This window comes from Nocardia sp. CA-120079, assembly GCF_050955745.1.
Lineage (GTDB): Bacteria > Actinomycetota > Actinomycetes > Mycobacteriales > Mycobacteriaceae > Nocardia.
Window position 1 is genome coordinate 8,214,293 of the sequence record NZ_CP192088.1, and the last position, 15,453, is coordinate 8,229,745.

Genomic DNA, 15,453 nt, shown 5'->3' on the forward strand with positions numbered 1-15,453 from the left:
AGCACCCACTTGCGGAAGGTATTTCAGAGCTCCGCGATCCGGGTGCGGTGGCGCTCCTGCAGCTCACGCGAGCGACGCAGATAATCGAGGACGAGGCGCAGTTCCGCTGCGCTGTAGCGCGAGATCTCGCCCGCACCCTCCTCGGCGATCGGCCCGTAGATCCGCATGACCTTGGCCATCGCGGCGTCGGTGATCCGGATGACGACCTTGCGGCGATCCCCCGGTTCCGGATGGCGGACGACGTAGTCGAGTTTGGCGAGACGGTCCAGCATGGTGGTCACGCTGCCACTGGTCAGGCCGAGTTCGGCGGCGAGCGCACCCGGGGTGGATTCGCCGTGCCACAGGACTTCCAGACAGCGCAGATCGGTGCGGTTGACGCCGAGATTGGTTGCGGCAGCTTGATCGACGGCGTCGACCGCGGCCTGCAGCGCCTGCGCTTCGCGGCCGAGCTCGGCCCGCAGTTCGGCCAGCTCCGATTTTTCTCTTGACATTCAAGCCTCTTGATCGTCAAACTACCAATGTCTTGATAATCAAGATACAGGAGAACCGAGAGAGATTTCAGGAGGCACACCATGAAGAAGGCGCTGATCATCGGGGGCGGGATCGCCGGACCGGTCACCGCGATGGCATTGCAGCGGGCCGGACTGCAGCCGATTGTGTGCGAGGCATACGCGGAGGCGGCGGCCGAGCAGATCGGCGCGTATCTGACGGTGGCGGTGAACGGGCTGTCGGCGCTGGCGCTGTTGGACGCGCATCATGTGGTGACCGAGATCGGGCACCCGACCGCCACATTGTCGTTCGCGACCAGCGGCGGCAAGCACATCACCGATATGCCGATCGGCGGCACACTGCCCGACGGCACCGTCACGCACAGCATCAAGCGGCGCGATATGTATCGAGCGCTGAATGCCGAAGCGGCGCGGCGCGGCGTGCGGTTCGAGTACAACAAGCGGCTGATCGATGCGACGTCGACCGAGAACGGCGTACATGCGACCTTCGCCGACGGCACCACGATGAACGCCGATGTACTGATCGGTGCCGATGGAATCCGGTCTCGCACAAGAGAAATCATCGATCCGACCGCGCCGAAGGCGCACTTCCTCGGCATCTACGGACTCGGCGGATTCGTCACCGATCGGACGCTGCACAGCGAGCTCGGACTGCGACCGGGCGTCTACAGCATGATCTTCGGGAAGAAGGCGTTCTTCGGCTACTTCGTCGCACCGGACGGCGAGATCTGGTGGTTCGCCAATATCCCCCGGACACAGGAACTTGCACCGGCCGAATCGGTGGACTGGCGAGCGCAACTCATCGAAATGCTGTCGGCGGATCGCGGCCCGGCCGCCCGGATCGTCGCCGCCACAACGGATGACACCTTCGTCCCCGCCTTCAACCAGTACGACATGCCGACGGTCACCAAGTGGCACAACGACAATATGGTCATCCTCGGCGACGCCGCGCACGCCGTGGCATCCTCCTCCGGCCAGGGCGTGTCCATGGCGGTGGAAGATGCCCTGACACTGGCGATCTGCCTGCGCGATATTCCGGATACCGCAACGGCCTTGGCCGCCTTCGAGGACCGTCGCCGCGAGCGGGTCGAGAAGGTGGTCGCCTATGGCGCGGAGACCAGTGGCGACAAGGCGTCGAACGGACTCGCCCGCCTACTGGTCCGCCTGCTCACGCCCTACTTCCTGAAGAAGGCGGCCAAAGCCGGTGTCACCGCGCTGAACTGGATGTTCGACTACCGGATCGACTGGACACCCCAGCGGGTGCCCCAGGCTCAGCGGGCAATTGAGAGGTCGGCGTGACGAACGGCCGAGCGTGGGGTCGCGGCCAGCGTCTTGTGCAAACTGGTGCGCATGGTCGTGGCCGAGTCGAGCAGATAGTTCTGCCGCACCTTCCACGGATGCCGATCACCCTGACGCGGAAAGTCGCCGATCGAGCGCTGAATATAGCCCGACGCCAGATCGAGCAGCGGGCGCTCGTCGAGCTCGCCTTCCGGCTTCGGCACCACGGCCGCATAGTCATTGCGGTCCAGGTGGTTGATGACCTTGCAGACCAACCGCGAGGTCAGGTCGGCGCGCAACGTCCATGAGGCATTCGTGTACCCGATGCAGACCGCGAAATTCGGTACACCGGTGAGCATCGCACCCTGCCAGACGAACTGTTCCGACAGGTTCACCGGCTCTCCGTCGACCTGCGGCGCAATGCCGCCGAAGGCCAGCAATTGCAGCCCGGTCGCGGTGACCACGATGTCCGCCCGCAGGATTCGACCGGACTTCAGCCGAATTCCCTCGGGCACAAACGATTCGATGTGGTCGGTGACGACCTGCGCCTTCCCCTTCTTCATCGCCTTGAAGAAATCGGCGTCGGGTACGGCACACAGCCGCTGATCCCACGGGTCGTACTTCGGCGTGAAGTGTTCGGCAACGGCCTTCTCATCCTTCAGGATTCGCGCCGTCAGACCGGTGAGCAGTTTGCGCGCGGCCGCCGGACGGCGACGGCAGTACTGATAGAAACCGATGCTGAACAGGATTTTCTTGGTGCGGATCACGCGGTGCGCCAACTGCGGCGGCAGCAGCTCGCGGATCTTGTCGGCCTGCTTGTCCCGGCCGGGAACGGCGCTGATCCAGGTCGGCGAGCGCTGCAGCATCGTCACCGATTCGGCCTGATCGGCCATCGCGGGCACCAGCGTGACCGCCGTCGCACCACTGCCGATGACCACCACGCGCTTGCCCGCGTAGTCGAGATCCTCGGGCCAGAACTGTGGATGCACGACCTGTCCGGCGAAGGAGTCGATGTCAGGGAAATCCGGGCAGTGGCCCTGGTCGTAGTTGTAGTACCCGGCGCAGGCGTAGAGGAAATTGCAGGTCAGCGTGCGCTGCGTGGTGCCGCCCGCAGCATCGCGCTGCTCGAGGGTGAGCGTCCAGCGCGCCGATGCGGTGGACCAGTCGGCCCCGACCACCTTGGTGCCGTAGCGGATGTGCCGGTCGATGCCGAATTCCGCGGCCGTGTCCTCGACGTAGCGCAGAATGGACGGACCGTCGGCGATCGACTTCGCATCCCGCCACGGCTTGAACGGATAGCCGAGGGTGAACATATCCGAATCCGAGCGAATTCCGGGATAGCGGAACAGATCCCACGTCCCACCGAGCGATTCGCGCGCCTCCAGCACGGCATAGGTTTTGCCCGGGCATTCGGTCTGCAGCCGATACGCTGCGCCGATGCCGGACAACCCGGCGCCGACGATGACGACATCGAGGTGGTCCGGAACTACGGCGGTCTCGGGCCCACCCGTCACCCGACCACCGCTCCTCATCGAATCGCTGCGCGATGCTGACATCATCGTTCCAGTCTGCGAGCCCACCGAGCCGATTTCTTGACTTTGCGCGACAAGTATTTGATTCTGAGCGACATGTCGGTGATTCGGTCCGCGGGGTTGCGCGGATTTCGCGCGACGGTGGCCGAGCTGGGCGGGAACGCCGAGGAGTTCGCCACCACCGTCGGGCTGCCGATCGCCGCTCTGGATGCCGACGATCTGCTGGTACCGGATCAGGCGGTCGCCGCGGCGCTGGAGCTGGCCGCGCAGCGGCTCGACTGCCCCGACCTCGGACTGCGCATTTCGCATCGACAGGATCTGGATATGCTCGGCCCGCTGGCCCTGGCCATCCGCAATTCGCCGACGCTCGCCGATGCGCTCGAATGCTGTTCGCGCTACCTGTTCCTGCACGCGCGGTCGCTCAGCCTGACGATCGAACCCGACCCTTATGGCGACCGCAGCGTGACCGCCTTGCGCTATGGCGTCCAGCCCGGCGGGCCGACACCGGTCCAAGGCACCGATCTCGGACTCGCCTTCGTGCACCGCACATTTCAACGACTGGTGGACGTGCGCTACGGGCTGCGCTCGGTCGAACTGCCGTACCGGCCGGCCGCGCCGATCCATATCTATGAGGAGTTCTTCGGCGCACCCGTGCGAGTCGAGCGCCCCGCGGCGGCCTTGCGAGTGCCGATCAGCCTGGCGACCCGGCCGCTGAGCGGCGGCGACGAGAATCTGCATCGCTTGGCCATGGCCTTCCTGGCCGGACAGTCCGGCGGCGCGGACGCCGCCATCGCACCGAAGGTCCGCGCCGCAGTACAACAACTACTGGGTACTGCCCCGCCGGAAATCACCGCCGTGGCAAGGCTTTTGACGATCCACCCGCGCACACTGCAACGCCGCCTCACCGCCGAGGACACCTCCTTCGCCACTATCCTCGATACGGTCCGCCGCGACGAAGCCCGTCGCTACCTGAGCACCACCGCTATGCCGATGAGTCAGGTGGCCTCGCTGATCGGACTGTCCGAACAGGCCACCTTCACCAGATGCTGCCGAAGATGGTGGGGCACAACGCCTACCGCGGTTCGACGCGAGGGCGCGCAGCACCGGCTACCGTAGTAGACCGACCGCCTCTTTGGTCGCCTCCGCGACCAATGCATTGTCCGCCTGGGCGTCTGGGCTGGAATGGGTGGTCAGCACCGCGATCACGATCGGTGCGGCGCTTCCGGCGGGCCAGGTGACGGCGACATCATTGGCCGAGCCGTAGTCGCCGGTGCCGGTCTTGTCGCCGGTCTTCCAATCGTTGGGCAGGCCGGCGCGAATGCGAGTGCCGCCGGTAGTGGTGGCGATCAGCCAGGACGTCAACTGCTCGCGCTCGGGTGCGGCGAGTACGTCGCCGACCGTCAGTGCGCGATAGTCGGCCGCGATTGCCGCGGGCGTGGTGGTGTCGCGCTCGTCGCCGGGGATGGCGGTATTCAGTGTGGGCTCCGTGCGGTCCAGTCGGGAGACCTGGTCGCCGATGGACCGCAGGAACTGCGTCAGCGCCTGCGGGCCGCCGAGCAGTTTCAGCAGCTCATTGGCCGCGGCATTATCGCTGCGGGTAATCGCCGCATCGCACAGTTCCGACACCGACATACCGCTGTCGATCCGGGTGCCCGTGACCGCCGAACCGCCCGCAGCCGCCGCATCGGCCTCGGTGAAATGAATGATCTGATCGAAATACCCTGTGGCAAGCGGATGTTCGTGCAAGAGCGCGGCACATGCGAGCGTCTTGAATGTCGACATCATCGCGAACCGCTCGTCCTGACGGAAGCCGGCGGTCCGCCCCGACCCGGTATCGACGGCGAAGATCCCGAGCCTGGCCTGATGCTGCAGTTCGATACCGGCCAACTGGCCCACCGGAGTCGGCGCTGGGTCCGGATCTTTCGACTCGTTCCCACACGCACCGAGCAGGACCGTCGTCACCAGGACGAGCCCCATTCGAGCCCGACGTCTACCGATCTTTGTCATGGCGACACGACAGCACAGCGCCGATCCACCTGTCCAAGACCGACGTGGCCGAAAGCCGATATCGGAATCGATATCGCCGCAGATCAGCGGCCCGGCAGGGGGTCTCGGAGGTACCGGAAATCAGGAACCGGTCACCGGTGGGCCCGGACCTTTGCCATTCGCAGCCGCCCGCACCACCACACCAGCGACGTCCTGACCAGGTCGCCAACCATCGCCAGCGGCGGGCGATCAGATTGGCCTCATCGTGATTGACGGCATAGGCGCGCACTGCAACGACGACTTCATCGGCCGCCGGATCCGGCTCCGGCAGATCGCCGGTCAACCGCAATCCGCCACATGCCACCGGATCTGTGATGAAACCTCGCATTTTCGGCCACCTATCGACCGGCGGTCGAGGTGCAACCGCGGTAGCAAGGATCGATGAACATCGGATAGTCAAGGAATGAACGAGCCGTTCGACGGATGCGCGCGTAAGCTCCCCGGTCCGGGAGGTCGGGTCAGTGAAGTTTTCGCTATTGAGTGAGGTCTGCGGGTGGCGTGGGGAGACGCCGCTCGAATTGGGCCCTCCGCAACGTCGCGCGGTACTGGCCGCGCTATTGCTGCGTGCCGGAAAGTCGGTCACCGCAGCGGAGTTGGTGGAGGGCATCTGGGGCGAGGATCCGGTGCCGCGCGCCATTGCCGCGCTGCGCACCCATGTCGCGCAATTGCGTCGGGTGCTGGAACCGGAGCGGGTTTCGCGCGCACCCTCGACCGTGCTGGTCTCGGTCGGTGACGGTTACGCATTGCGGATCCCGCCGGGCTCGACCGATATCGAAGAGGTCGAGGCCCTGGTGGCCACGGCCGGACGGGTGCGCGGCGAAATGCCGGACGCGGCACGCGAAGCATTGATCGCCGCACTCGACCGCTGGCGTGGTCCCGCGCTGAGCGGACTGGCCGGACCTTTCGCCGAACGCCACCGCACCCGGCTCGAGCAGTGGCACTTGACGATTCTCGAAGACCGGCTCGCCCTGGATATCGAGGTCGGCCGCGCCGCCGACGCGGTCGCCGAATTGGGTCCGCTGATCGATGAGCATCCGTTGCGCGAACGGTTCCGCGCACTGCTCATGGCCGCGCTGTATCACTGCGGCCGCCAAGCCGAGGCGCTCGAGGTGTTCGCACGGGCGCGCCGCGATCTGGTGGACGCGATCGGCGTCGAACCAGGTCCGGAACTGACCGCGATGCACGAACGCATCCTGCGTGCCGAAATGCCGACACCGCGATCGAACGGCTACGGTCCAGAGCCGCTCGTGCCCGCGCAATTACCGCCGGATATCGCCGATTTCACCGGCCGCGAGCAATTGGTCGAGCACATTGCCGAGCAGTTGACCGGCGGCGGCAGCGCTGTCGCCATTTCCGCGGTCGGTGGTATGGGCGGCGTCGGCAAGACCACATTGGCCCTGCATGTGGCCCATCACGTGCGCGATCACTTCCCGGACGGACAGCTGTATGTGAACCTGCGCGGCGTCGATCCGGTGCCGACCTCACCCGGTGACGCACTCGGCGGATTCCTGCGTGCGCTCGGCATCGCGGAGGGCGAGATTCCGGGCGCCGTCGACGATCGCGCGGCCGAACTGCGCACCCGCCTCTCCGGTAAGCGCATGCTGATCGTCCTCGACAATGCCCGTGGCAGTGCGCAATTGACGCCGCTGCTCGCCGGAACACCCGGCACCGCCGTGCTGATCACCAGTCGTTCGGCGCTCACCGAGATGCCCGCCGTGCGCCGGACTCGCCTCGATGTATTGGAGCGCGACGAAGCCATGGCATTGCTGATCCGCATCCTCGGACCGGAACGCGTTGCGGCCGAGGAAGGCGCGGCACGCCAGGTCGTGGCGCTGTGCGGCTGCCTGCCGCTGGCAGTGCGCATTGTCGGCGCGCGACTGGCCGTGCGGCCGCAATGGACGATCGGATCGTTCGCGGCGCGACTGGCCGACGAGAAGGGCCGGCTCGCGGTGCTGGAGACCGGTGAACTCGGCGTCGAAGCCGCGTTCCGGCTCGGCTACGGGCAACTGAACGAGGAGCAGGCCAGGGCTTTTCGCACACTCGCGCTCGTCGACTTCCCGGATCTGCCGGTCGACGGCGTGGCCGCGGTGCTCGGCATCGCGGAGTCCGAGGCCGAGCGAATATGCGAATCGCTGGTCGACCTGAGCCTGCTAGAGACGACGGTGCCCGGCCGCTACCGATTCCACGATCTGCTGCGCCTTTTCGCCCAGAGCGTCGCCGACGAGGACGAGTCGGCGGTGCTGGTCCGGCTGCTGGACTACTACCTCGCGGGTGCGAAGAACCTGTTGAGCGCCATCGACTACAGCAACACCACGCGCCTGTTGATCCCGACCACGGTGCCCGGGCGACAGTTCGCAGGCGGCGCCGAGGGACAGGTCTGGAACGACGTCGAGCGACCGGTGGTGATCGCGCTGCACCGGCAGGCCGCCAGAATCGGTGGGCGCGCACTGCAGGTGGCGGCGGATCTGGCCTGGGTAATGGCCGAATTGATGGACGCGGGCACCCGCGCAAGGGAACTGTCCGAAGCACTGACGGCCTTGCTGGACACCGCAATTCGCGAGTCGCACGCGAGCGAACGCCGCATCCGGGTCGCGCTCGGCGCGCTGTTGCAGGTCGGGCTCGGCGAGGTCGGGGCGAGTCTGAAGTATCTCGACGCGGCGGTCGGGCCACCCACCGACGACGCCGATCGCCGGATCGCGGTGCTTTCGGAGGTACTGCTCGGCATTGCCGATCGGCGACTCGGCGATGTGGAAACGTCGCGTCGACACTTCGAGAATGCGATGCGTTTCGCCCGTGAACTCGGTGACCGGTCGATGCAGGCCTGGTGTCTGGCCTTGGTCACTCGAACCTATTGCGAGGCAGGGCGATACGACGAGGCGATCGATATCGCGGATCGGGCCATCGCGCTGGCGCGGGCGTCCTCGAATCCGGTCGCGCTCGGTTGGGCCACCCACGAATTGGCCGCCACCCTATCGATGCGCGACGAGCACGAGCGCGCCCTCGCACTCGGCCTCGATGCCGTGCGGATCGCGCAGCGCAATGGTGTTCGACTCTGGGAGGGTTGGGCGCGAACCAGGTTGGCGCAGATCCAACTGCGCGCCGGCAAGGTGGCGGATGCGGAAAGCCAAGCCGCAGAGGCGGTTCGGCTGCTCACCAAGGCCGCCGATCCGATCGATCGGGCGCGTGCCCTGGCTCTGCACGCGAGCGCGTTGGCGGCACAGGGACGCACCGGCCCGGCCGCGGCGGAGTTCGGCGAGGCCACCGAGATCTTCCGGCGCGCGGGGCTGGCACCGCCCACCATCGACCGGCTCTTCAGTGCCGCGCCGACCGCTGACGTCGCGGATTAGGCGGCGTTTATTCAACATTTATCGGATGCTGATGGTTGCCTGAAATTCTCTGGGTCGATGCGATCGCCGTCGTGCTAGTTCGACTTGTGTGCGAGGGGTACGCAAGGCGTATCGGCATGTCCACCCGTGGTTTCCGATCGATAGGTTCACTCGATCGCGGGCGTCGCATCGACAGCGGCTGCGGGCCCGCCGGGTCCGGTCCACGCAGTCCGCTCACGCCGTGGCCGCCCCGGCAGTACCGGTTGCCGGTGCGCCCGGTCCGGCACCTTTCTGAAAGAACCTCGAGTCGCAATCTGACGAGTCCGTGACATGCCGGGCGAACTCCTTGTCGCGCCCCCCGGACCAGCACACACTTCGCAGATGACAACCTTCGACGACCTCCGGGCGCTGTTCATCAACTGCACGCTCAAGCGCTCCCCCGAGCCGAGCAATACACAGGGTCTGATCGATGTCAGCGCCCACATCATGGCGAAGAACGGCGTCCAGGTTTCGCATATCCGCGCCGTCGATCACGACATCGCGACCGGCGTGTGGCCGGATATGACCGAGCACGGCTGGGCCACCGACGAATGGCCTGCGCTACAGCGGCAGGTGATGGACGCCGACATCCTGGTGCTGGCCGGGCCGATCTGGCTCGGCGACAACAGCTCGGTCACCAAACGGGTAATCGAACGACTGTACGGGAATTCGTCGATCCTCAACGAGCGTGGTCAGTACGCCTATTACGGCCGGGTCGGCGGCTGTCTGATCACCGGTAACGAGGACGGCGTCAAACACTGCGCCATGAATATCCTCTACAGCCTCCAGCACCTCGGCTACACGATTCCGCCGCAGGCCGACGCCGGTTGGATCGGCGAGGCCGGGCCCGGACCGTCGTATCTGGATCCGGGCTCCGGCGGACCGGAAAACGACTTCACCAACCGCAATACGACCTTCATGACGTGGAACCTGCTGCACCTGGCCCGGATGCTGAAGGACAACAGCGGCATCCCCGCCCACGGAAATCAGCGCTCCGAATGGGATGCGGGCTGCCGATTCGATTTCGAGAACCCCGACTATCGTTAGGGCGCAGCAGATTCGGGCAGCGTCACCGGACATTCTGTGCCACACCGGGATTCGGGTGTGAACTGCGCCGATGTCAGACACGGGTATCGTCGGAACGGTGTCCGGGCCCCGACGAGCTGGTTTGTTTTTCGGTGCGCTGCTCGCCCTGGTCGCAGTCCTCGGTGTGGCGGGTCTGCCGGTGTATGTGCATCCGCAGACCGATCAGTTGCGCCGTGCCGATGCGATCGTGGTGTTGGGCGGCACCGCCTATGAACGTTTCGATGTCGGCCTCGATCTCGCCGAACGCGGATACGCACCGCAACTGCTGATTTCCCGATCGACCGGCGAGAACGATTCGGTGATGGATCGGTATTGCGCGCCCCGATTCGAGTTCACCGTCAGCTGTTTCGTACCCGATCCGTGGACCACTGACGGTGAGGCGCGCGAAATCGCTCGGCGCGCAAGCCTTTACGGCTGGCAGCACATCATCGTGGTGACCTATACCCCACATGTGTCGCGGGCCAGGTACATCGTCGGCAAATGCTTCCACGGCGAGTTGACCATGGTGGCCAGTCCAAGCGACAGTGGGCTGAAGTTCTGGACCTGGATGTACATCCGGCAGTCCGCGGGCTATGTGCGGGCATTCTTCAACCGAGGTTGTTGAACCGCGAACGCAGCGATGTCGGGTCTCATAGGCTGGATACGGTTGTTGGGAGAGGACCGCCGTTGCGAATCGATGAGCTGCGCACGGTCGGTGACGACGAGCTGAGCGCCGATATCGTCATTATCGGATCCGGGCCCGCCGGACTGACCATCGCGACCGAACTTGCCGGAACCCCGCTACGCGTCCTGGTACTGGAAAGCGGCGGGCTGACCGCGACCGAAGAGGTCGATGCATTGGCCGATATCGAGAATGTGGGCGCGCACCGGGCACAGTCGGATCGGGTCGCGGGCGACCGGATCCTGGGCGGTGCATCCCATACCTGGAGCGGCCGCTGCGGCCTGCTGGACGATCTCGATTTCAGTTGCCGTCCTTGGGTTTCCGGTTCCGGATGGCCGATCGGCGCGGCCGACCTCGAACCGTATCTGGCGCGCGCGGCCGAACATATCGGCATCGGCTGCGGCAGTGGCTTCACCGATGACGCGTTCTGGCAGCTGGCCGGTCGGCCCCAACCCGCGGATGCCCTGCATCCGGCGCGCCTGCGTCCGTACTTCTGGCAGATCAGCCGGGATCCGGTGGATCCATTCGACTGCAAGCGCTTCGGTGCGCACGTGAAAGATCTTGTCGCGCCGAATGTCCGGGTGCTCATCGATGCGACGGTCACCCATATCGACACCGATCCCGAAGGCACCCTGGTGGTTTCAGTCCAGGTCGCCGGTGCGGATCCGCGGCCGCGGTCGGTGCGCGCACCCATCTTCGTCCTGGCCACCGGCGGTATCGGAAATCCGCGGCTGCTGTTGGCATCTCGGCGAAGCGTGCCCGGTGGCATCGGCAACCGGCACGACATGGTCGGGCGCTATCTGATGGATCACCGCTGCGGTGCGGTCGGCGCATTGGATCCGGCCGTGGCGAACAGCGCGCTGGAACGCTTCGGCAAGTACGTGGTGAAGACGCCGCACGGTAAGCACACCTTCCTGCACGGCGTCGCACTCTCGCCGAAGATCCAGGCGGCCGAAGGCCTGCTCAATTGCGCACTGTGGCTGCAGGAGGTGCCCGCCGAGGACGATCCATGGGAGTCGGTGAAGCAATTGCTGCGCGGACGCGGCGATCGGCACGACGCGCGAGTCGCGGTGAGCCACGCGGGGTTACTGCTCGCGGGCGCGCGGGCCAGGCTCATCAAACACGCCGGACTGCCGCACAAACTCGATCGAATCGAATTGCGCTGCATGGTCGAACAGCTGCCGAACCCGGACAGCCGCGTCACCCTGACCGACCGAACCGATCGGCTCGGCGTACCGCTGTCCCGGATCGATTGGCGGGTGAATCCGCAGGAAGACACAACTGTGCGCCGGGCGGCAGCCGTGGCGGTCGAGGAGTTCACCCGACTGGGATTCCCGGCCCCAACGCTGTACGACTGGGCGCGGGCGGATAGCGAACTGCCGCTGATGCTCACCGATTGGGCACATCCGACCGGGACCACCCGGATGTCAACGGATCCGCGTGACGGCGTGGTCGACACCGACTGCCGGGTGCACGGAATGGCCAATCTATTCGTCGCGGGCAGTTCGGTTTTCCCGACCACCGGCCATGCGAATCCGACCCTGACGATCGTTGCGCTGGCGGTTCGGCTAGCTGATACTTTGCGGACTTTCGCATAGTCTGCGGCTTATGGACAAGACGCCCGGTTCGCCGCACCCACATGAACCACATCGTGAGGGTCTGGCCTCGCGGCTGAACTGGTTGCGGGCGGGCGTACTCGGGGCGAATGACGGCATTGTTTCGACCGCGGGTCTGGTTGTCGGTGTCGCCGCGGCGACGACCAGCGCCTCGGCCATTTTCACCGCGGGTATTGCCGGACTCACCGCCGGTGCGATCTCCATGGCCGTCGGCGAATACGTTTCGGTTAGCGCACAGCGGGATTCCGAGCGGGCGCTACTGGCCAAGGAACGCACGGAACTCAAGGAAGAACCGGACTTCGAGCTGGCCGAACTGGCCGATATCTATCAGTCGAAGGGGCTGACGCCGGAGACGGCGCGCAAGGTGGCCGAAGAGCTGACCGCGCACGACGCCTTCCTGGCCCACGCCGAGGCCGAACTCGGCCTGGATCCGCACGAGTTGACCAATCCGTGGGCCGCGGCCGTCTCCTCGGCGGTCGCGTTCACCGTGGGCGCGCTGCTGCCGCTGTTGGCGATCATCCTGCCGCCGACCACCGCACGCATTCCGGTCACATTCGCGGCCGTGCTGATCGCGCTGGCGATCACCGGGTCGGTCAGCGCGCGGCTCGGCGGTAGTAACCGCGGGCGCGCGGTGGTACGAGTGGTGGTCGGTGGTGCGCTGGCGATGGCGGTCACCTATGGCATCGGTCAATTGGCGGGTGTCGCCGGGATATGAGAACGGGCCGAAGGAACCCCTCGGCCCGTCCTGTGTTCAACGCGTCGGCGTCAGTAGTAGTGCCGCCGACCGCCGACCGGGTGCCGCCCCACCGACCCGACGAGGGCCAGTACTGCACCGATGATCAGCAATATGATTCCGGCCGTGGTGAGCAGACCGATTCCGAGTAGATACCCGACAATGAGGAGTATCAAGCCGAGGACGATCATTGTTCTTTCCTTTACTTGGTCGTCTTGACCGTTGTCCGGCCGGATGTTTCGACCGGTGCCGACCCGCTGGGCTGGCGCATGAACCGATTCCAGCTCCACACCGGCTTACCGCCCTGCGACGGGGTGACCGGCGCGGCGGGTTTGGTCGCGGCAGGCGGTGGCGCCGCCGCCGGTGGCGTGCTTCGACGCTGCTCGGCGGCCGTGGCCTTCTCCTGGGCCGCCAACTCCCGACGCGACTGGCGCAGATCGCGCCTGGTGGCGCTGTTGCGGCGGGAACTACGCCAGACGCCCGCGAGCAGCAGGCTCAGGCCGAGCATCCCGATCGCTCCGATCGCGATCCCGTAGAGGAAAAGTTCCCCCGCGGAAGCGGTGAAGTGATAGTCGAATACCCCGAAATCGCTGGATGACGTACGAACTTCGCCCGTATTGGCCGCCACTCCGGCAACGCCGATAATTACCGCGCCGATGAGAACGACGAGCCCGATGATAATGATCATGACAATCCCGTTGCGCTGGTTGATATTACCTTCTGGCTATGCCCGGTGATTTCGAAATCAAACACCGTACCGGCGCGGCGTTTGGAAATTGCTGATTCGGTTATCCGCCGAACCGAAGGACAGCCACCTACCAGGAGGTCGTGATGACCTATACCTTCGATATGACCGATTACTCCGACGAACGCGCCGTAGTCGCCGAACGCGCGCTCTACAACCTCGGCGGCGTGCAGTCGGTCGACGTCGACCGCACCTCGGAAACCATCACCGTAAACTCCACCCTTTCCTACGGTGAAGTGCTCGACGCGATCCGCTCCGCGGGCGTCGGCGCGAAGTAGGCGGGACCTGGTCTAGCGCCGACCGAGGTCGAGGCGTCGAGTCACCCGGTCGACCAGGTCCGGGGGCATGCCGGGTTCACGGCGGGCGGCCAGAGCTTCGCGGCGGCCCGCTTCCAGGACATCGCCCTGGATATCGCGAATCTCCATCATCAGCTTCAGATCTCGGGCCGCATTGGCCTTGGCGTCCTCGTCGGCGGCCTCCGGATCGGCGCGAGCCAGGCGTTGGCGGAGTTGGTCGCGCAGGCGTTCGTAGACCTCGTCGGGGAGGCCTTCGGTTTCGGCTATCTGCTTGAGGCAGTCGAGTTCCGCGCGGACGACACGTTCCCAAAGGCTCCGTTCGAGCAGCCGTTCCTTCTGGGAGTCGGCCCGAACGCCGGTGAGCCGCACGACAAGTGGCAGTGTCGGGCCCTGTAGCAGCAGGGTGAACAGGACGACGGCGAAGGCCGTGAAAAGGATCTGGGTGCGGCCCGGAAACGGTTCGCGGGCATCGGTGAGCAGCGGAATGGCCAGTGCCAGTGCGATGGTCGCGACGCCGCGCATGCCCGCCCACCAGGTGACGACCGTCTCTTTCCAGGTGTAGGGCTCGTCGGCGTCCTCGTCGCGCCACCACCACCTGCGCAGGGATAGGGTGGTCAACAGCCACGCCAGCCGCAGTCCGACCACCACGGCGACGACGACGCCGGCGACGCCGAGCAGTCGCGGCCAGCCATCGCCCGTATCGTCGAGTACGACACCGAGTTCCAGCCCGATCAATCCGAAAGCGAAACCGCTGATCAGCATTTCGGTGATCTCCCAGAAGGCATCGCCGACCAGGCGGTAATCGCGATCGCCGAAATCGGTGCCCGCATCGGTCAGATACAGTGCGCACACCAGTACCGCCAGCACGGCCGATCCCGAAAATGCCTCGGCCACACCGTAAGCGGCGAACGGCAGCAGCAGGCTCAGCGCCACCTGCCAGGACGCCTCCGCCAGCTTGCTGGTCAACTTGCTGCCCGCATAGCCGAGCGCCATCCCGACAATGATCGCGACCACCGCCGAGATCACGAACTCACCGACCGCATGCCATGCCGAAAACTTGCCCGTGAGCACGGCCTGCACCGCGACGCTGTAGATGACGATCGCGGTCACATCGTTGAACAGCCCCTCCCCGCCGAGCGTCACCACCAGGCGGCGCGGCAGGCCCAGCCTGCCCGCCATGGCCGTCGCGGCCACCGGATCGGGCGGGGCCACAACAGCACCGAGCGCCAGGCAAGCCGCCAATGGCAGCGCCGGATACCAGGCGTGGAAGACCGCCGTCACCGCAGCGGCCGTCGCGAAAACCAACCCGACCGCGCGCAATGCGATCGGACCCCAGTTCTCCGCGAACTGCCGCCATGACGTCCGCCGTGCTGCCGCGTACAACAGCGGCGGCAGCACCAGCGGCAGGATCAGGTCGGGCGGCACATCGACCCGAGGAACCGCGGGTATCAGCGCGAGCACACATCCGAACACCGTCATCAGGACCGCCGATGCGACACCGAGCCGCCGAGCGAGCGGTTCGGCCAGGATCGTGGCGAATAGCAAGACGAACATCAGCACCAACTGGTCCATGACGCCCCAGTCTG

Annotated in this window: 15 protein-coding genes; 8 read left to right on the forward strand and 7 right to left on the reverse strand. The window is 65.8% G+C overall.

Features of this window, described 5'->3' with window-relative positions:
• Positions 1–23 precede the first annotated feature (23 nt).
• Positions 24–491, reverse strand: coding sequence for a MarR family winged helix-turn-helix transcriptional regulator (locus ACQPYR_RS37345; RefSeq protein ID WP_433624001.1), 468 nt, complete (start codon positions 489–491; stop codon positions 24–26).
• A gap of 81 nt (positions 492–572) precedes the next feature.
• Between ACQPYR_RS37345 and ACQPYR_RS37350 the strand changes: the two genes are divergently transcribed.
• Positions 573–1,808 carry an FAD-dependent oxidoreductase gene (locus tag ACQPYR_RS37350; RefSeq protein ID WP_433624003.1) on the forward strand — a complete coding sequence of 412 codons (1,236 nt, stop codon included), beginning with the start codon at positions 573–575 and terminating at the stop codon, positions 1,806–1,808.
• Here the strand turns inward: ACQPYR_RS37350 and ACQPYR_RS37355 are convergent.
• The gene (locus ACQPYR_RS37355) at positions 1,781–3,319 is read right to left on the reverse strand and encodes a flavin-containing monooxygenase (RefSeq protein WP_433635346.1); all 1,539 of its coding nucleotides are present in this window, start codon (positions 3,317–3,319) and stop codon (positions 1,781–1,783) included. The two genes, ACQPYR_RS37350 and ACQPYR_RS37355, sit on opposite strands and share 28 nt — an antisense overlap.
• 96 nt (positions 3,320–3,415) lie before the next feature.
• On the opposite strand from ACQPYR_RS37355, the gene ACQPYR_RS37360 reads away from it, so the two are divergent.
• Positions 3,416–4,435 (forward strand): AraC family transcriptional regulator, encoded by a 1,020-nt coding sequence (locus ACQPYR_RS37360; protein ID WP_433624005.1) that lies wholly within the window; start codon positions 3,416–3,418, stop codon positions 4,433–4,435.
• On the opposite strand, the gene bla is transcribed toward ACQPYR_RS37360, so the two are convergent.
• The gene (gene bla / locus ACQPYR_RS37365) at positions 4,427–5,326 is read right to left on the reverse strand and encodes a class A beta-lactamase (RefSeq protein ID WP_433624007.1); all 900 of its coding nucleotides are present in this window, start codon (positions 5,324–5,326) and stop codon (positions 4,427–4,429) included. The two genes, ACQPYR_RS37360 and bla, sit on opposite strands and share 9 nt — an antisense overlap.
• Positions 5,310–5,693, reverse strand: a complete 384-nt coding sequence (locus ACQPYR_RS37370; protein ID WP_433624009.1) for a hypothetical protein — start codon at positions 5,691–5,693, stop codon at positions 5,310–5,312. The genes bla and ACQPYR_RS37370 overlap by 17 nt, the downstream gene beginning before the upstream one ends.
• A 133-nt stretch (positions 5,694–5,826) precedes the next feature.
• On the opposite strand from ACQPYR_RS37370, the gene ACQPYR_RS37375 reads away from it, so the two are divergent.
• The 5 genes from ACQPYR_RS37375 to ACQPYR_RS37395 all read left to right on the forward strand — a co-directional run bounded on the left by ACQPYR_RS37375 (position 5,827) and on the right by ACQPYR_RS37395 (position 12,808).
• Positions 5,827–8,712, forward strand: a complete 2,886-nt coding sequence (locus ACQPYR_RS37375; protein WP_433624011.1) for a BTAD domain-containing putative transcriptional regulator — start codon at positions 5,827–5,829, stop codon at positions 8,710–8,712.
• A 360-nt stretch (positions 8,713–9,072) separates the two neighbouring features.
• Positions 9,073–9,777, forward strand: a complete 705-nt coding sequence (locus ACQPYR_RS37380; RefSeq protein WP_433599414.1) for a flavodoxin family protein — start codon at positions 9,073–9,075, stop codon at positions 9,775–9,777.
• 70 nt (positions 9,778–9,847) lie between these two features.
• Positions 9,848–10,420 carry a YdcF family protein gene (locus ACQPYR_RS37385; RefSeq protein ID WP_433624013.1) on the forward strand — a complete coding sequence of 191 codons (573 nt, stop codon included), beginning with the start codon at positions 9,848–9,850 and terminating at the stop codon, positions 10,418–10,420.
• Between the two features lie 62 nt (positions 10,421–10,482).
• Positions 10,483–12,075, forward strand: a complete 1,593-nt coding sequence (locus ACQPYR_RS37390; RefSeq protein ID WP_433624014.1) for a GMC oxidoreductase — start codon at positions 10,483–10,485, stop codon at positions 12,073–12,075.
• A 10-nt stretch (positions 12,076–12,085) separates the two neighbouring features.
• Positions 12,086–12,808: a VIT1/CCC1 transporter family protein gene (locus ACQPYR_RS37395; RefSeq protein WP_433624016.1), complete on the forward strand. Its 723-nt coding sequence runs from the start codon at positions 12,086–12,088 to the stop codon at positions 12,806–12,808.
• A gap of 50 nt (positions 12,809–12,858) precedes the next feature.
• Here the strand turns inward: ACQPYR_RS37395 and ACQPYR_RS37400 are convergent, their stop codons facing one another.
• The gene (locus tag ACQPYR_RS37400) at positions 12,859–13,017 is read right to left on the reverse strand and encodes a hypothetical protein (RefSeq protein WP_387292277.1); all 159 of its coding nucleotides are present in this window, start codon (positions 13,015–13,017) and stop codon (positions 12,859–12,861) included.
• A gap of 11 nt (positions 13,018–13,028) precedes the next feature.
• Positions 13,029–13,514, reverse strand: coding sequence for a hypothetical protein (locus ACQPYR_RS37405; protein WP_433624018.1), 486 nt, complete (start codon positions 13,512–13,514; stop codon positions 13,029–13,031).
• 143 nt (positions 13,515–13,657) lie between these two features.
• Between ACQPYR_RS37405 and ACQPYR_RS37410 the strand changes: the two genes are divergently transcribed.
• On the forward strand, positions 13,658–13,849 hold the full coding sequence (locus ACQPYR_RS37410; protein WP_062990687.1) for a heavy-metal-associated domain-containing protein: 192 nt from the start codon (positions 13,658–13,660) through the stop codon (positions 13,847–13,849).
• Positions 13,850–13,861: 12 nt separating this feature from the next.
• Here the strand turns inward: ACQPYR_RS37410 and ACQPYR_RS37415 are convergent, their stop codons facing one another.
• Positions 13,862–15,439: a Na+/H+ antiporter gene (locus ACQPYR_RS37415; RefSeq protein WP_433624020.1), complete on the reverse strand. Its 1,578-nt coding sequence runs from the start codon at positions 15,437–15,439 to the stop codon at positions 13,862–13,864.
• Positions 15,440–15,453 lie beyond the last annotated feature (14 nt).